The sequence below is a fragment of the Allobosea sp. GW821-FHT12C12 genome, from assembly GCF_058807355.1.
In genome coordinates, this window is sequence record NZ_JBXAQP010000008.1 from 137,636 (window position 1) to 152,262 (window position 14,627).

A 14,627-nucleotide genomic window follows, 5' to 3' on the forward strand; every position below is an offset into this window, starting at 1 on the left:
AATTCGTCCTTGGTTAGGTTCTTGAGCTTGGTTCTTGCAAAACCGCCCGGAACGGGGTCGCACCGGGCGCGGAAACGGCGTCGATCAGCGGCGGATGCCGAGCTTCTCGATCAGGGTCTTGTAGCGCGGCTCGCTGTTGCTCTTCAGGTAGTCGAGCAGCGAACGGCGCTGCGAGACCATCTTTAGCAGGCCGCGACGCGAGTGGTTGTCCTTGACATGCGACTTGAAGTGTCCGGTCAGGTTGTTGATGCGCTCCGTCAGGATCGCGACCTGGACTTCCGGCGAGCCGGTGTCGTTCGGCTTGGTGGCATGCTCTTTCATGAGCGCGGTCTTGCGCTCGGCCGTAATCGACATCGTGAGATCCTTCGGTTGGGCGTTGATCTGGCGGGCCGCGGCCGGGATGTCGTCCAGCAGGGTCCGAAGTCCGCGGCGTTCTCATCGGGGAGAGGCCGCGCGGCCGGCGTCAAGGCCGGTTGGCTGGGGCATATACACGAATGCGGGGGAAAGGCCAGCCTTTCGGCGCAGGCTGGAACATCGCCGCCGAGCCGGTGTTGAGTCGGCGACCCGGTTCCGGAGTATCGCCATGCCGCATTCGTCCAAGGACAGGCTCATCCTCGCATTGTCGGCTCAGCTCCGGGCCGAGCGCGAAACGCGCGAGGCGCTGGCCGCCGCGATCGCCAACGGACCGATCGACCGCGAGGTCGTGCTGGCGATGCTGGGCGATCCCGTGCCGGTCATGACCGCGGAGGATCTCTCTCGCGCGGATCGTCACGTCGTCCGCCTGCATCTGCGCGAGGCCGCGTGATGGCGCCGCGTCCCGCCTGGAAGGGCTATCTCAAGCTCTCGCTGGTCTCCTGCGCCGTCGAGCTCACGAACGCGACAGACCATAGCGAGAAGGTCTCGTTCCGCGTCATCAACCGCAAGACCGGCAACACCGTGAAGCGGCAATATGTCGACGGCGTCACGGCCAAGCCGGTGGCCGACGACGACGAGGTCAAGGGTTACGAGATCGGCGACGACGAATACCTGCTGGTCGAGGAGGACGAGATCGACGCCGTCCAGATCGAATCCTCGCATACTCTGGCGATCGAGCATTTCGTCGACCGGGCCGACATCCCGCAGATCTATTTCGACACGCCCTATTACGTCACGCCCTCCGACGACGTCTCGGAGGAGGCCTTCGCCGTGATCCGCGAGGCGATGGCGCGCCAGAAGAAGGCCGGCATCGCCCGCATCGTGCTGTATCGCCGCGAGCGGCCGGTGATGATCGAGCCCTTCGACAAGGGCCTGCTGCTGACGACGCTGCGCTACGACAAGACCGTGCGGAAACCCGGCGAGATTTTCGACGGCCTCGGCAAGCCGAAGCTCGACAGCGAGCTGATCGATCTGGCGACCCATATCATCGACAAGAAGCAGGCCGCCTTCGATCCCTCGGGCTTCGAGGATCGCTACGAGCAGGCGCTGCTCGAGCTGATTCGGGCCAAGCAGAAGGGCAGGAAGCCGCCGGTGGTGCAGGCGGCCGAGCGCCCGGCCAACGTGGTCAACCTGTTCGACGCGCTGAAGAAGAGCCTCGCGGGCGAGGATGGCGGGGACGAGCCGGCCGCCAAGGCGGCCAAGACGTCCGCCCCGCGGAAGCCGGCGGCCAAGGCCCGCAAGAGCGCCTGATCGGCTGTCGCCATGGCCGCTCTCGACCTCTACCGGGCCAAGCGCGATTTCACCCGCACGAAGGAGCCCAAGGGGACCAGCAAGGGCGCCAAGGCCGGCCGGGCCAAGGCGGTCGGGGGCGCTTTCGTCATCCACAAGCACGCGGCCCGCCGGCTGCATTACGATCTGCGGCTGGAGCATGACGGCGTGCTCTGGTCCTGGGCGGTGACGCGCGGCCCGAGCCTCGACCCGGACGAGAAGCGACTCGCCGTCCATGTCGAGGATCACCCGCTCGAATACGGCGGCTTCGAGGGCACGATCCCCGAGGGGCAATACGGCGCCGGCGCGGTCATCGTCTGGGACGAGGGAATCTGGGCCCCGGAGGGCGACCCTGCCTTCGGCTTGGCCAAGGGCCATCTCTCCTTCATGCTGAAGGGCCACAAGCTTGCGGGTCAATGGCATCTCGTCAGGCTGAAGCCGCGCAAGGGCGAGAAGCGCGACAACTGGCTCCTGATCAAGGTCGACGATGCGGCCGCCCGCGGCGACAAGGACATTCTCGAAACCGCGCCGGATTCGGTGAAATCAGGCCTGAGCGTCGAGGCGGTCGGGCGTGGCGAAACGCCTGCGGCAAAGGTCTGGGCCAGGACGAAACGGCCGGGAACGGCCGAGAAATCGTCGGCATCCGCCGAGCCCGAGGCCAGGTCGCCGGCGAAGAAGGCCCGCAAGACCGTCAAGGGTGAAAAGAACGCCCCCGACATGTTGCCTCCTTTCGTCGAGCCGTGCCTCGCGACGTTGCAGGACAAACCTCCGGCGGGCGAAAACTGGCTGCACGAGGTCAAGTTCGACGGCTACCGGCTGCAGGCGCGGATCGAAAACGGCAAGGCCACGCTGCTGACGCGGTCGGGCCTCGACTGGACGGATCGGTTCGGCGCGACCCTCGCCAGGGCGCTGGGCGCGCTGCCTTGCGACACGGCGCTGGTCGACGGCGAGGCCGTGGCCATGGGCGAGACCGGCGTCTCGTCGTTTTCGGCGCTGCAGGACGCGTTGTCGGAGGGCAAGACCGGCGAGCTCGTCTTCTTCGGCTTCGACCTGCTGCACCTCGACGGCGAGGACCTGCGCTCCGAGCCGCTGCTCGCCCGCAAGGAGCGGCTGGAGCATCTGTTGCAGGCCGCCGGCTCCGAGGGTCCGCTGCGCTACAGCGAGCATTTCGTCGAGCCGGGCCAGACCATGCTGCGGCATGCCTGCCGGATGGGACTGGAAGGCGTCATCTCGAAACGGGCCGACGCTCCCTATCGCGGCGGCCGCGGGCGCGACTGGGTCAAGTCGAAATGCACCCAGCGTCAGGAATTCGTCATCGCCGGCTATGTCCCCTCGCAAGGCTCGGGCCGCGAGCTGGGCTCGATCGTCGCCGGCTACCATGAAGACGGAAAACTCAGGCCAGCCGGCCGCGTCGGCACCGGCTTCACCCGCAAGAGCGCCGCCGCGCTGAAGACGAGGCTCGATCGCATCAGGGCCGATCGCTCGCCTTTCGAGGGCGCGGCCGGGCGCGAGCGCGGCATCGTCTGGGTCAGGCCGGAGCTGGTCGCCGAGGTCGAGTTCAGGGCCTGGACGGCCTCTAGGACGCTGCGCCACGCCTCCTGGCTCGGCCTGCGCGAGGACAAGCCGGCCGACGAGGTCGTGGCGGAGGAGCCTGTCAAGGCTGCGCGCGAGCCCGAGGCCAAGGCTGGGCCGACGAAAGCTGGCCCCGCGACGGCCAAGGCCGGAAAACCCGCCGGCAAGGCCGGGCCCGCCGAGCCGCCGACCACGACGATCAAGCTCAGCAGCCCCGCAAAGCCGCTCTGGCCCGATGTCGGGCTGACCAAGCAGGGCCTGCTCGATTACTACGCCACCGTCTGGCCTCTGATGCGGCCCTTCGTCGTCGACCGGCCGCTCAGCCTGCTGCGCGCGCCCAACGGCATCGAGGGCCATTCCTTCTTCCAGAAGCATGCCGGGCCGGGCATGAGCGAGGCCGTGCATCGCCGCAAGGATGTCGACGGCGAGGAGCTGCTCTTCATCCGCGATTTCGACGGTCTCGCCGCGCTGGTCCAGCTCGGCACGGTCGAGATCCATGTCTGGGCCGCGACGATGGACGCGATCGAGACCCCGGACCAGCTTATCTTCGATCTCGATCCGGACAAGGGCGTGTCGATCGAGGCGGTTCGCGAGGGGGCCCGGACCGTGCGCGACCGCCTCGCCGAACTCGGCTTCGAGAGCCGGCTCAAGACGTCGGGCGGCAAGGGCTTCCATGTCTGCGCGCCGCTGAAGCCGAAGGCCGGGTGGGCTCGGGCCAAGACCTTCGCCCGCGACTTCGCCAGGGCGCTGGAGCAGAGCGAGCCGAAGCGCTACACCGCGACCCTGTCGAAAAAGGCCCGTCGCGGCCGCATCTTCGTCGATTATCTCCGCAACGGCAGGGGCTCGACCGCGATCGCGCCCTATTCGACCCGCGCCCGGCCGGGCGCCGTGATCGCGACGCCTATCGAATGGGCCGAGCTCGACGAGGCCCTGCCGAACGCGCTGACCGCGCAGGCCGTCATCGAGAACGGGCCTCCCGATGCAGTCTGGACCGACTTCCGGAAAGGCGCCCGTGCGCTGGCCGGATAGCGCGTGATTTTTCACCCGGACCACGACCGTCATCCCGGGTCCGCGCTTCGCTTGCCCGGGATGACTCGGCGTTTCCGCGCGCGACCGACGACGCCAGGTGCGTCGGCTCAGTGCAGCACCTTCCTCACATAGGGCGAATCGAGCGGGAACAGCGGCACGGCGACGTCGAACACCGTGCCGTCCTCGTCCATCATCGCGTAGAAGCCGCGCATGGAACCGTCCGGCGTCATCAGCGGGCAGCCCGAGGTGTAGCTGAAGCTCTCGCCCGGCCGCAGCACCGGCTGCTGGCCGATCACGCCCTCGCCGCGCACCTCGTGGACCTCGCCGCGCCCGTCGGTGATGAACCAGTGCCGCGTCATCAGCCGCACCGTCCGCTCCGACATGTTCACGATCTCGATCGTGTAGGCCCAGAAATAGCGGCCCTGCGCGGGCGAGGATTCGCCGTCCATGAAGCTCGGCGAGGCGGTCACGCGCACGCCATGCGTCTCCTCCTGATACATGCCGGGTCTCCTTGGCGCCGCCCGCGCCCGCCGCGCCTGGCCGGGCCGGCGCGCGAGCGATCTGTTATGGTCGTCCCGGACGCCGCGTTCAATCCTGCCGGGCGGGCACTGCATGAGGAAACGCATGTTCGACGGCCGCCTGCGCGCCATCATCGATCCGCCGCTCGACACGGCAGGCCGAGCGCTCGCACGGCGCGGCATCGCGGCTGATCACGTCACGCTGGCCGGGCTCGCGCTCGGTCTCGGCTGCGCGCTGGCCGTCGCTCGTGGCCATGACGGGGTGGCGCTCGCGCTGCTCGCCGCCTCCCGCCTCTGCGACGGCCTCGACGGCGCGGTCGCGCGGGCGACGAAGCCCAGCGATCGCGGCGGCTTTCTCGACATCGTGTGCGACTTCGCCTTCTACGGCGCGGCGCCGCTGGCCTTCGCCCTGCGCGATCCCGCCGCCAACGCCCTGCCGGCGGCGATCCTGCTCTTCTGCTTCTACGTCAACGGCGCGAGCTTTCTCGCCTTCGCCGTGATGGCGGCCAAGCGCGGACTGGAGACGAAGGCGCGCGGCCTCAAATCGCTCTATTTCACCGCCGGCCTGGCCGAAGGGACGGAGACCATCGCCTGCTTCGCGGCGATGATGCTGTGGCCCGGCTGGTTTCCCGCGCTGGCGCTCGCCTTCGCCGCCCTGACGCTGGTCACGGCGCTGGGCCGGGCGATTCTCGCGTGGACAACTTTTCGCTGACGCCGCCCGTTGCGGCGTTTCCCGCCGCGACGCGATAGAATGCCCGATCACGACGATGAAACGGGCTGACATGGTGGCGATGCCGGATATCCGGGCGGACAGGACGGAGGCGGGAGCCTCGCTCAGCGGCCCGTCGGGCGTCTTGCCGCGCCAGGACATCCGCAAGCTGGTCCAGCGCAACATGGTGCGCTCCGCGTCCGGCGAGTTCGTCGAGAGCCAGTTCCAGCCCGCCAGTCTCGACCTGCGGCTGGGAGCCAAGGCCTATCGCGTCCGCGCCAGCTTCCTGCCTGGTCCGGATCGCGCCGTGGAGCAGGTTCTGGCGGAGCTGACGCAGGACGAGGTTTCGCTGGCCGAGGGCGCGATCCTCGAACGCAACTGCGTCTATGTCGTCGAACTGATGGAGTCGCTGTCAGGCCTCCCGGCGACGATCTCGGCCTTCGCCAATCCCAAGAGCTCGACCGGCCGCATCGACGTCTTCACGCGCCTGATCGCCGACCGGGCCGACGCTTTCGACACGGTCGCCGGCGGCTATACCGGCAAGCTCTACGCCGAGATCTCGCCGTCGAGCTTCTCGATCAGGGTGCGGCGGGGCAGCCGTCTGAACCAGCTCCGCTTCCGGCGGCGCGGCGGCGGCCAGGACGAGGCCGCCGGCTTCAGGCTCGGCGACAGGGAGTTGCGCGAGGTCCATGAGCGCACCCCGCTCGTCGATGGGCAGGCCGCGATCCGCAACGGCCTCCTGTTCAGCATCCATCTGGCGGGCGAAGCCGAAGGCGAGATCATCGGCTTCCAGGCCCAGCGCTTCGCCGATGTCATCGACGTCGATCGCGTCGGCGGCTACGCGACCGAGGATTTCTGGACGCCGATCCGGGCGAGGCGCGACCGGCGGCTGATTCTCGATCCGCACCAGTTCTACATCCTGGCCTCGAAGGAAAAGCTCCACATCCCGCCGGGTTTCGCGGCCGAGATGGCGCCGATCGACCCGACAATGGGCGAGTTCCGCGTCCATTACGCCGGCTTCTTCGATCCCGGTTTTGGCGTCGGGGCTGACGGCGCGCCCGGAAGCCGCGGCGTGCTCGAGGTCCGCAGCCACGAGGTGCCGTTCCTGCTCGAGGACGGGCAGGTCGTCGGCCGGCTCGCCTTCGAGCGCATGGCGGCGGAGCCCGACGCGCTCTACGGCGAGATCGGCACCTCGAACTATCAGGGCCAGGCGCTCAAGCTCTCGAAGCATTTTCGCGCGCCCTGATTTCGACCCCGTCTGGCGATCACGCGATCACGCGATCTTGCGCCGCGGCGTCATTATTGCACTGCAATCGACGCGTATGGTGCGGCGCATGACGATCTATCATCTCGCCGGCCTCGTGGCCGTCCCCGCGCTCGTCGTGGTCTACCTCGCCGCCATCCGCTGGGCCACTCGCACGGACAGTCGCTGAACCGGCGCGATTGCCGGATGACACCCGCAATCCGAGCCGCTATGAACGTCCCCGCACCGGCGCGCCTGACCAGGACAGGATTTGGCGCGAGACGGCCGGATGCGGGCGTAGTTCAGTGGTAGAACGTCAGCTTCCCAAGCTGAATGTCGTCGGTTCGATCCCGATCGCCCGCTCCAACATCATTCTGGCCGTGTCGCCGGGCGGCGCGGACCTCTTCCCCGTTCCGGTGTCCACGCCTATCTACGGCGGATGACGTCGCCGTCCTTCGACAACTCCTATGCCCGCCTGCCCGCGCGGTTCTTCGCCCGGGTCGACCCCGGCCCGGTCCGGGCTCCGCGCCTTGTCAAGGTCAACGAGGCGCTGGCGCGCGAGCTCGGCTTCGATCCCGGTTGGCTGGCCTCCTCCCGGGGCGTCGCCATGCTAGCGGGGAACGCGGCTTTCGACGGCGCCGAGCCGATCGCCCTGGCCTATGCCGGCCATCAGTTCGGCGGCTTCAGTCCGCAACTGGGCGACGGCCGCGCGCTGCTGCTCGGCGAGGTGGTCGACCGCGACGGCCGTCGTCGCGACATCCAGCTCAAGGGCTCGGGGCCGACGCCGTTCTCGCGCCGGGGCGATGGCCGCGCCGCGCTCGGGCCGGTCCTGCGCGAATACCTCGTCAGCGAGGCGTTCGCCGCGCTCGGCGTGCCGACGACGCGCGCGCTCGCGGCCGTCGCCACCGGCGAGCCCGTCCGGCGCGAAAAGCTGTTGCCGGGCGCGGTTCTGACGCGTGTCGCCGCGAGCCATATCAGGATCGGCACCTTCCAGTTCTTCGCGGCGCGCGGCGACGTCGCGGCCCTGCGCCTGCTCGCCGACCATGTCGTGACGCGGCACTATCCCGCGATCGCAGGCGGCGATGCCCCTTATCTTGCCTTGCTCGGCGCCGTCGTCGCGGCTCAGGCGTCTCTCGTGGCGCGCTGGATGCAGATCGGCTTCATCCACGGCGTCATGAACACCGACAACGTCTCGGTCGCCGGCGAGACGCTCGATTACGGCCCCTGCGCCTTCATGGACGCCTACGATCCGGCGACCGTGTTCAGCGCCATCGACGAGCGCGGCCGCTACGCCTACGCCAACCAGCCGCCGATCGCGCGCTGGAACCTGACCCGTTTCGCCGAGGCGCTGCTGCCGCTGCTGGCGGATGATCCGGACAGGGCGGTGAGCCTGGCCGAGGGCGCGCTCGGCGCCTTCGACGGACTGTTCCAGGCCGCATTGCTTGGCGGCTTCCGCCGCAAGCTCGGTCTTTCCGCCGAGGAGGCCGAGGACGCGGCGCTGATCGGCGGCCTGCTCGACATCATGAAGCGCGGCCGGGCCGACTTCACCCTGGTCTTCCGGAGGCTGGGGGAGGACGACATGTCCGCCTGCCGGGCGTTGTTCGGCGACCCGACGGAATTCGACGGCTGGGAAGGCCGATGGCGTGAGCGTCTCGTGCGCGAAGCGGCCTCCCCGGCCGAGCGGCAAGCCGCCATGCGGCGCGTCAACCCGCTCTTCATCCCGCGCAACCACTGCATCGAGGCGCTGATCGAGGCCGCCGTCGAACGGCAGGATTTCGCCCCGTTCGAGGATTTGCTGGCGGTTCTGGCGCGTCCCTACGAGGAGCAGCCCGGGCGCGAGGATTATGCCCTGCCGCCGGCTCCCCATGAGCGCGTGCTGGCGACCTTCTGCGGCACCTGACGCCAGCGCTGGCCTGCGGCAAGGCCGGCGCTTCCGGCGCGGGCGCTTGCCCGCTATGCTCCCCGTCATGACGCAGCGCGATAACCTGACGCTTCGTGACGATCCGAGCGCCGTGGCGGAACAGCCGGCCTCGCGGCTCGGGCTGGCCTTGCTCGGCGGCGGCGCTTTTTTGCTTCTGGCGTCCGGCCTGCTGCTCTGGTGGCGCGAGGGCGACAAGCTCTTCACAGACGGCCTCATCGCCGCCATCGTCGCCTGCTTCTGAACTCCTGCCCCCCGCCCATCCCAGCCGGAACAAGCCCTGTGAACCGCCGTCTCGTCCTGCCTCTCGTCGTCTTCCTGATCGGCGCCGTCGCGCTTGCCGCCGCGGCCTTCATCACCTTCCAGCCGCAGCGTTCGGGCCAGAGCGGCGCGGCGAGCGTCGGCGGGCCGTTCTCCTTGACGACGCAGGAAGGCAAGACGCTGACCGACGCCGACCTGCGCGGCGCGCCCTTCCTGGTCTTTTTCGGCTTCACCTATTGCCCCGACATCTGCCCGACGAAACTGTTCGGGATTTCGGAGGCGCTGCGCGCCGCCGGTCCGAAAGGCGAGAAGCTCAAGGCGCTGTTCGTCAGCGTCGATCCGGCGCGCGACACCCCCGAGGTGCTGAAGAGCTATCTCGGTTCCTTCGATCCGCGCATCGTCGGCCTCACCGGCGACCAGGCGGCGGTCGACGGCGTGCTCAGGGCCTATCGCGCCTATGCCAGGAAGGTGCCGCTCAAGGATGGCGACTACACGATGGACCACACCGCGCTGGTCTATCTGATGGACAGGCGCGGCGGGTTCGTCGGGGCCTTCAATATGGAGCGGCCGCCGGCGGAAGCGGCGGCCGAATGGCTGCGGCATCTGTGAGGGCCATCCGCGTCGAGGACCGCGCCAGGCCATGCGCCGTCTTGTTCCAGCTATGGCGGCGCGTGGTGTATTCGATCAGCGCCAGCCATGCCGCGAGCGAGACCAGGCCGTAATAGAGCGGCAGCAGCGGCAGCAAGGCGAGCAGGCGATGTTCGCCGCGCCGCCAGGCTCCGAGCGCCGGCGGGACCAGGATCGCGACCGCTCCCGCGAGCATGACGATCACGGCGATCGCGGTCGCCCACTCGACGCCCGGCATCAGCAGCGCGCCATTGCTCCAGGCGACGAGCGCCGCCAGCGCGAAGACGGGATAGCCCAGCGCCGAAACCACGCTGCCCAGAGCCAGCGCCAGAAAGGTCGCGCTCGCCGCGGGCCCGGCCTCGCGCAACAGCAGCCAGGGATCGCGCAGATGGCAGATCAGCGTCTGGACATGCCCCTTGATCCAGCGCGAGCGCTGCTTCAGCCAGGCCGGCAGGGTTAGCGGCGCCTCCTCCCAGGTCAGCGAGGGCAGATCGGCGATGCGATGGCCCCTGCGCACCAGCCTGACGCCGATATCGGCATCCTCGGTGACGTTCCAGGCGTCCCAGCCGCCGACCGCGCGCAGGGCCTCGGTGCGGAAATGGTTCGAGGTGCCTCCGAGCAGGATCGGCAGGTGGAAACGCAGCAGCCCCGGATTCAGCACCTCGAACAGCCCGGCATATTCGAGCGCGAACAGGGCCGGCAGCAACCCGTCGCCGGCATTGTCGATCGCGAGGCGCGCCTGCAGGCAGGCGATCGAGGCGGGGGCGCGCAGGAAGCGCGCCGCCGCCTGCCGGAGCTGCTGCGGATCGGGATGGTCCTCGGCGTCGTAGACCGCGAACAGCGCGCCGCGCGCCTCCGCCAGAGCCAGGTTCAGGGCGCGGGGCTTGGTGCGCGGCCCGCCCGGCGGCACCACCAGCACGGAGAAGCAGGGCGGCAGCGTCAGGGCGGAAAGCGCCGCGCGCATGCCGCGATCGCCGGCTTCGACCAGCAGCAGGATGTCCAGCTTGGCGGCGGGATAGTCGAGCGCCGACAGCGCCGCGATCAACTGCGGCAGCACCGCCTCCTCGCGCAGCAGCGGCACGGCGACCGTGTAGCGCGGCAGCCGGCCGTCATCGACGCGCCAGCGGTAGCGGCCCCAGAGATCGGTCGCCGGCGGCTCCAGCGCGGCCGCCAGCCGCAGTGCCGCGACGGCCAGGAAGACCGGCCCCGCCAGAAGCGCCAGCATGGCGAAGGTCTCGACAGGCGCCAGCGTGCCGGCATAGGCCGCCGGGCCGATGCAGAGGCCCGCCACCAGCTTCTGGCCCCGGCTCGATCCGGTGCGCGCGCTCGTCCGGGCGAGGCCCGGCTGGTCGAGGCCCGCGATCCGACGGGCAAGCCTCGGCCCGTTCGCCTCGCGCAGGCTGGCGGCGAAGCGCTTCGGGGTCGTCACCGCGATGTCGTCGCGCCGGCGCGGGCCCGATTCCAGCAGATTGCGCAGCGCCGCCCCCGCCGGCGCGAGCGCGAAACGCAAGCAGCTCCCCGGTGCGGCGACGACCGGCGCCACGCCGGCGCGCAGGATCGCGTCATGCTCGCCGCCGGGCATCAGCGGGGGCGGCAAGTCGTGAAAGGGCAGGCCGAGTTCGGCCGCGAGAGCGCGGTAGAAGGCTCCTTCATCGACGAGGCCCGACGCGATCGCCTCGCGCGCCGCCTCGACCCCGAGCCGCCCGGCGCGTTCGGCGACCGCCATCAGGTCGGCGGCCGCGACGCCGTGGCGGGTCAGGAAGGCGATGTCGATCGGCAGGCGCGCTGAAGCATCGGAGACTTGCCCGGCTTCGCCCGCTTCCACCATCGCCGCCGTCCCGCATTCTCCGGAGATCGCCTCCGTCACGCCGGTGGCAACTCATGGTTGCCGATCTTGCGCGCGGAGTCGAATCGACTGCGCGTCGAGGCAGGCGGCGACGCGCGCGAGGGCTGGCGGCAGGCCGGCCGGGTCCGGCAGCCACAGATCTCGATCCCAAACGGGCCGAGGCGACCGAGGCGCCCGTCAGCGAAGGACGTTCGGCGGCAGCGGCGGTTCCGCGTTGAGCAGCGTGATCGTCACCCGTCGGTTCGGCGCGAGGTAGGGATCGTCGGGGAAGACCGGCTCGGTGTCGGCGCGTCCCACCACGGCGAAGAAGTTGTCGTTGGGGAGCCCGGCGCCCGACAGGATCTCGCGCACGGCGAGCGCGCGCCCGGCGGTGAGGCTCCAGGGATCGACGCCCCCCACCGAGCCCGGGCGCGCGGCGGCCGTGTGGCCGGTGACAGACAGGCGGTTGGGCAGCCGGCGCAGGGTGGGCGCGAGCGCCTCAAGCACGAGACGGGTGCGCTCGTAGGGTTGGACCGAGCCCTCGCGGAACATGGAGCGGCCGTCCTCGTCCACGAGTGAAACGTCCAACCCATCCTTGGTCGGCTCGATCACGATGTTGCGCGACAGCTCGGCGATTTCCGGCAATTTCTGGAGCGCCTGCCGGATGCTGGCGATGGCGCTGCGGTCGGCCTGCGCGTTGGCGGCCGTGCGGCCGACCTCGCGTTCGCTGGCGCGGCCCGAGCTGGTCGGGCGCGCTACGTCCTCCTGCCCGGGGGCGCGCTTCGCCGCGTCGCGGGACGCCGACGACCTGTTGCCTGACGTGTCCAGGGCGGCGCCCCACAGCATGCCGCCAGCGCCGCTGGTGCTGGGACTCACAGCCGCCGGCGCGAAGTATTCCGCCAGGCCGATCTTCTGCTCCTGCGTCGTCATGCTGATCAGCCACATCAGCAGAAAGAACGCCATCATGGCGGTCACGAAGTCCGCATAGGCGATCTTCCAGGCCCCGCCGTGGTGCGCATGAGCGGCCTTCTTGACCTTCTTGATGATGATCGGCTGGATGGGCTTGGTCATCGCGTCCCCACTGGAGATTAGGTCGGATCTAGGCGGGCAGGGCGGCGGTTGCCGCTTCCACTTCGTTGAAGGTCGGGCGGACGTCGCTCATCAGGGCCTTGCGGGCGAATTCCACCGCCATCACCGGCGGCTGGCCGCTGATATGGGCGAGGAGACCCGCCTTGAGTGAAAGGTAGTATTTGGATTCCGTCTCGAAGATGCTCTTGAGCGACTGCGCCATGGGCCCGAAGAAGCCGTAGGCGACGAAGACGCCGAAAAACGTGCCTACGAGCGCGCCGCCGATCAGATTTCCCAGCACCTCGGGCGGCTCTGTGATCGCCCCCATCGTCTTGATCACGCCGAGCACGGCGGCGACGATGCCGAGCGCCGGTGTTCCGTCGGCGATCGACTGCATGGCCGCGACGATACGTTCCTGCTCCTGGTGGTGAGTCTCCAGTTCCTCGTCCATGAGAGCGTCGATCTCGTGGACGTTGTTGGCGCCCAGCGTCAACATGCGCATGTAGTCGCAGACGAACTCGACCGCATGATGGTTCGCTGCGAAAGTCGGGAAGGCGTTGAACAGCGTCGACGCGCTCGGATTTTCAATGTGCTCCTCGACCGCGAGCATGCCTTTCTGCTTCACCAGCTTGTACAAGGAATACTGCATCCCCAGCAGTTCGACATAGCATTCCTGCTTGTACTTGGGGCCCTTGACGAGCGTGCCGAGCATGGCGGGCACGGCCTTGAGCACCGGCGCGGTGTTGCCGATGATGAAGGCGCCGATCGCCGCGCCGAGGATGATGACAAACTCGAACGGCTGCCAAAGGACGAGGAGGTGGCCGCCCATGGCCGCGTAGCCGCCGAAGACGCAGGCGAAGACGATGATTGTGCCGACGATCAGCCGCATGCTTTGCCACCCTTGCGCCGCAGCAGGTACAGCCCGCTCGAAGCCACTACTGGTCCAACAAGTTACCGATCGAGGTTAAGGGCGAGTTTAGAACCTTGGAGCCGCAGGCTTGTAAGCGTCGTCCTCCGGCTACGGCCTTGAGGCTCGGGGCGGCAGTCCGCGCTGCGCTGCTGTTCGTGCCGACGAGGCGGAGAGGCTTGCCGCCTCGCATGGCTTTCCGACCAAGGCGAGCGACTTGGACAGGCCGGTCAAGGAGGCGCGGCTTGCTGGGGCTCGCCAACGTCGTCGACCGCCTGGCCTCGACGAACCAGCCCGACGACTGGGAGAAGCCTCGGGACTTGTCCAAGGGCGTCCGCGGCGATCGGCGCCAATCCGTCCCAATCCAGAGCGCGAAGCAGGGCCGGGACTAGGTCCGGGAAAACGGCCTCGCCAATTTCTTCGTGTCTGACAGGAACTTAGGGAGAGGAGATGGTGGAGCCAGGCGGAATCGAACCGCCGACCTCTTGAATGCCATTCAAGCGCTCTCCCAACTGAGCTATGGCCCCACTGAAGGACTGATTTGGGGGTCAGTCCGGGTCGTTCTCGTCGTGCGGGCCCTGGCGCGCGGAGCGGCAGGGCGTTGGCGGACGGCCGCCGAAGCAGCGGCGCAGCGCTCTATAGGCGGGCAGGCGTCAAGACTCAAGCGCCTATTGTCGTCTCGCCGTCATTCGTTTCGGCAACACCATTTTCGGCAAGACGCATCCGGGGCAGGTCAGACGTCCTCGTCGCCCTCGATGTCGCCGTCGATCAGGTCGGCCACGTCGTCGTCGCCTTCCTCGTCCTCCTCCAGGAAGGTGTCGTCGTCGGTCGCGCTGTCGTCCTCGACCTCGATGTCGTCCTCGCTGGTGACGACGGCTTCCTTCTCGGTCGCCTCGGCATCGGCCTCGTCGAGAGAGACGAGCTCGACCGGAGCGTCGGCGGTGTCGGCCTCTTCCTCTTCGTCGGCTTCCGGCTTCGCGGCGGCGGCGGCCTTCGCCTGCGGCTCGAACACCGAACGCGGATAGGATTGTCCCGTATAGGGCGAGACGATCGGATCCTTGTTGAGATCGTAGAATTTGCGCCCCGTCGTCGGGCAGACACGCTTGGTGCCGAGTTCCGGTTTCGCCACTGCGTCGGACCTTCAATCCATCATGTTCTGAAAAGCAGGCGCGTCCGTTAGTCGGGGCAGGGCGTGCTGTCAAATGCTGATTTCGCGCGGGGCGCGGGTGACGACCGGCAAAGCCCCGTGCTAGGCAACCCGGCCCGC

14 protein-coding genes and 2 tRNA genes are annotated in these 14,627 nt (G+C 68.8%); 9 read left to right on the top strand and 7 right to left on the bottom strand.

What is annotated here, in order from left to right:
- Positions 1-84 precede the first annotated feature (84 nt).
- Positions 85-354: a 30S ribosomal protein S15 gene (rpsO, locus tag AC1RRW_RS13505; protein WP_492901275.1), complete on the bottom strand. Its 270-nt coding sequence runs from the start codon at positions 352-354 to the stop codon at positions 85-87.
- Between the two features lie 229 nt (positions 355-583).
- On the opposite strand from rpsO, the gene AC1RRW_RS13510 reads away from it, so the two are divergent.
- The 3 genes from AC1RRW_RS13510 to ligD are packed head-to-tail and all read left to right on the top strand — an operon-like array spanning position 584 to position 4,284.
- Complete coding sequence (locus AC1RRW_RS13510) at positions 584-805, top strand: hypothetical protein (RefSeq protein WP_492901276.1); 222 nt, start codon at positions 584-586, stop codon at positions 803-805.
- Positions 805-1,665: a non-homologous end joining protein Ku gene (gene ku / locus AC1RRW_RS13515; protein WP_492901277.1), complete on the top strand. Its 861-nt coding sequence runs from the start codon at positions 805-807 to the stop codon at positions 1,663-1,665. The genes AC1RRW_RS13510 and ku overlap by 1 nt, the downstream gene beginning before the upstream one ends.
- A gap of 12 nt (positions 1,666-1,677) precedes the next feature.
- A complete protein-coding gene (gene ligD, locus AC1RRW_RS13520) occupies positions 1,678-4,284 on the top strand; it encodes a DNA ligase D (RefSeq protein WP_492901278.1) in 2,607 nt (868 codons plus the stop codon).
- A gap of 107 nt (positions 4,285-4,391) precedes the next feature.
- Here the strand turns inward: ligD and apaG are convergent, their stop codons facing one another.
- The gene (apaG, locus tag AC1RRW_RS13525) at positions 4,392-4,784 is read right to left on the bottom strand and encodes a Co2+/Mg2+ efflux protein ApaG (protein ID WP_492901279.1); all 393 of its coding nucleotides are present in this window, start codon (positions 4,782-4,784) and stop codon (positions 4,392-4,394) included.
- Positions 4,785-4,908: 124 nt separating this feature from the next.
- Here apaG and AC1RRW_RS13530 point away from each other — a divergent pair, with 124 nt between their 5' ends.
- The 6 genes from AC1RRW_RS13530 to AC1RRW_RS13555 all read left to right on the top strand — a co-directional run bounded on the left by AC1RRW_RS13530 (position 4,909) and on the right by AC1RRW_RS13555 (position 9,542).
- A complete protein-coding gene (locus AC1RRW_RS13530) occupies positions 4,909-5,514 on the top strand; it encodes a CDP-alcohol phosphatidyltransferase family protein (protein WP_492901280.1) in 606 nt (201 codons plus the stop codon).
- Between the two features lie 79 nt (positions 5,515-5,593).
- Positions 5,594-6,757, top strand: a complete 1,164-nt coding sequence (locus AC1RRW_RS13535; RefSeq protein WP_492901363.1) for a 2'-deoxycytidine 5'-triphosphate deaminase — start codon at positions 5,594-5,596, stop codon at positions 6,755-6,757.
- A gap of 288 nt (positions 6,758-7,045) precedes the next feature.
- A tRNA-Gly gene (locus AC1RRW_RS13540) sits at positions 7,046-7,120 on the top strand.
- A 73-nt stretch (positions 7,121-7,193) separates the two neighbouring features.
- Complete coding sequence (locus AC1RRW_RS13545) at positions 7,194-8,654, top strand: protein adenylyltransferase SelO (RefSeq protein ID WP_492901281.1); 1,461 nt, start codon at positions 7,194-7,196, stop codon at positions 8,652-8,654.
- 67 nt (positions 8,655-8,721) lie between these two features.
- Positions 8,722-8,916, top strand: coding sequence for a hypothetical protein (locus tag AC1RRW_RS13550; RefSeq protein ID WP_492901282.1), 195 nt, complete (start codon positions 8,722-8,724; stop codon positions 8,914-8,916).
- A gap of 38 nt (positions 8,917-8,954) precedes the next feature.
- Complete coding sequence (locus tag AC1RRW_RS13555) at positions 8,955-9,542, top strand: SCO family protein (RefSeq protein WP_492901283.1); 588 nt, start codon at positions 8,955-8,957, stop codon at positions 9,540-9,542.
- Here the strand turns inward: AC1RRW_RS13555 and AC1RRW_RS13560 are convergent.
- From AC1RRW_RS13560 to AC1RRW_RS13580, 5 genes are all read right to left on the bottom strand, one after another.
- Positions 9,487-11,427 (bottom strand): glycosyltransferase, encoded by a 1,941-nt coding sequence (locus AC1RRW_RS13560; protein WP_492901284.1) that lies wholly within the window; start codon positions 11,425-11,427, stop codon positions 9,487-9,489. The genes AC1RRW_RS13555 and AC1RRW_RS13560 overlap by 56 nt on opposite strands.
- A gap of 156 nt (positions 11,428-11,583) precedes the next feature.
- Positions 11,584-12,456, bottom strand: a complete 873-nt coding sequence (locus tag AC1RRW_RS13565; RefSeq protein ID WP_492901285.1) for a flagellar motor protein MotB — start codon at positions 12,454-12,456, stop codon at positions 11,584-11,586.
- Between the two features lie 28 nt (positions 12,457-12,484).
- Complete coding sequence (motA, locus tag AC1RRW_RS13570) at positions 12,485-13,342, bottom strand: flagellar motor stator protein MotA (RefSeq protein WP_492901286.1); 858 nt, start codon at positions 13,340-13,342, stop codon at positions 12,485-12,487.
- A gap of 469 nt (positions 13,343-13,811) precedes the next feature.
- Positions 13,812-13,887 (bottom strand) — tRNA-Ala (locus AC1RRW_RS13575).
- A gap of 206 nt (positions 13,888-14,093) precedes the next feature.
- Positions 14,094-14,489 carry a TIGR02300 family protein gene (locus AC1RRW_RS13580; RefSeq protein ID WP_492901287.1) on the bottom strand — a complete coding sequence of 132 codons (396 nt, stop codon included), beginning with the start codon at positions 14,487-14,489 and terminating at the stop codon, positions 14,094-14,096.
- Positions 14,490-14,627 lie beyond the last annotated feature (138 nt).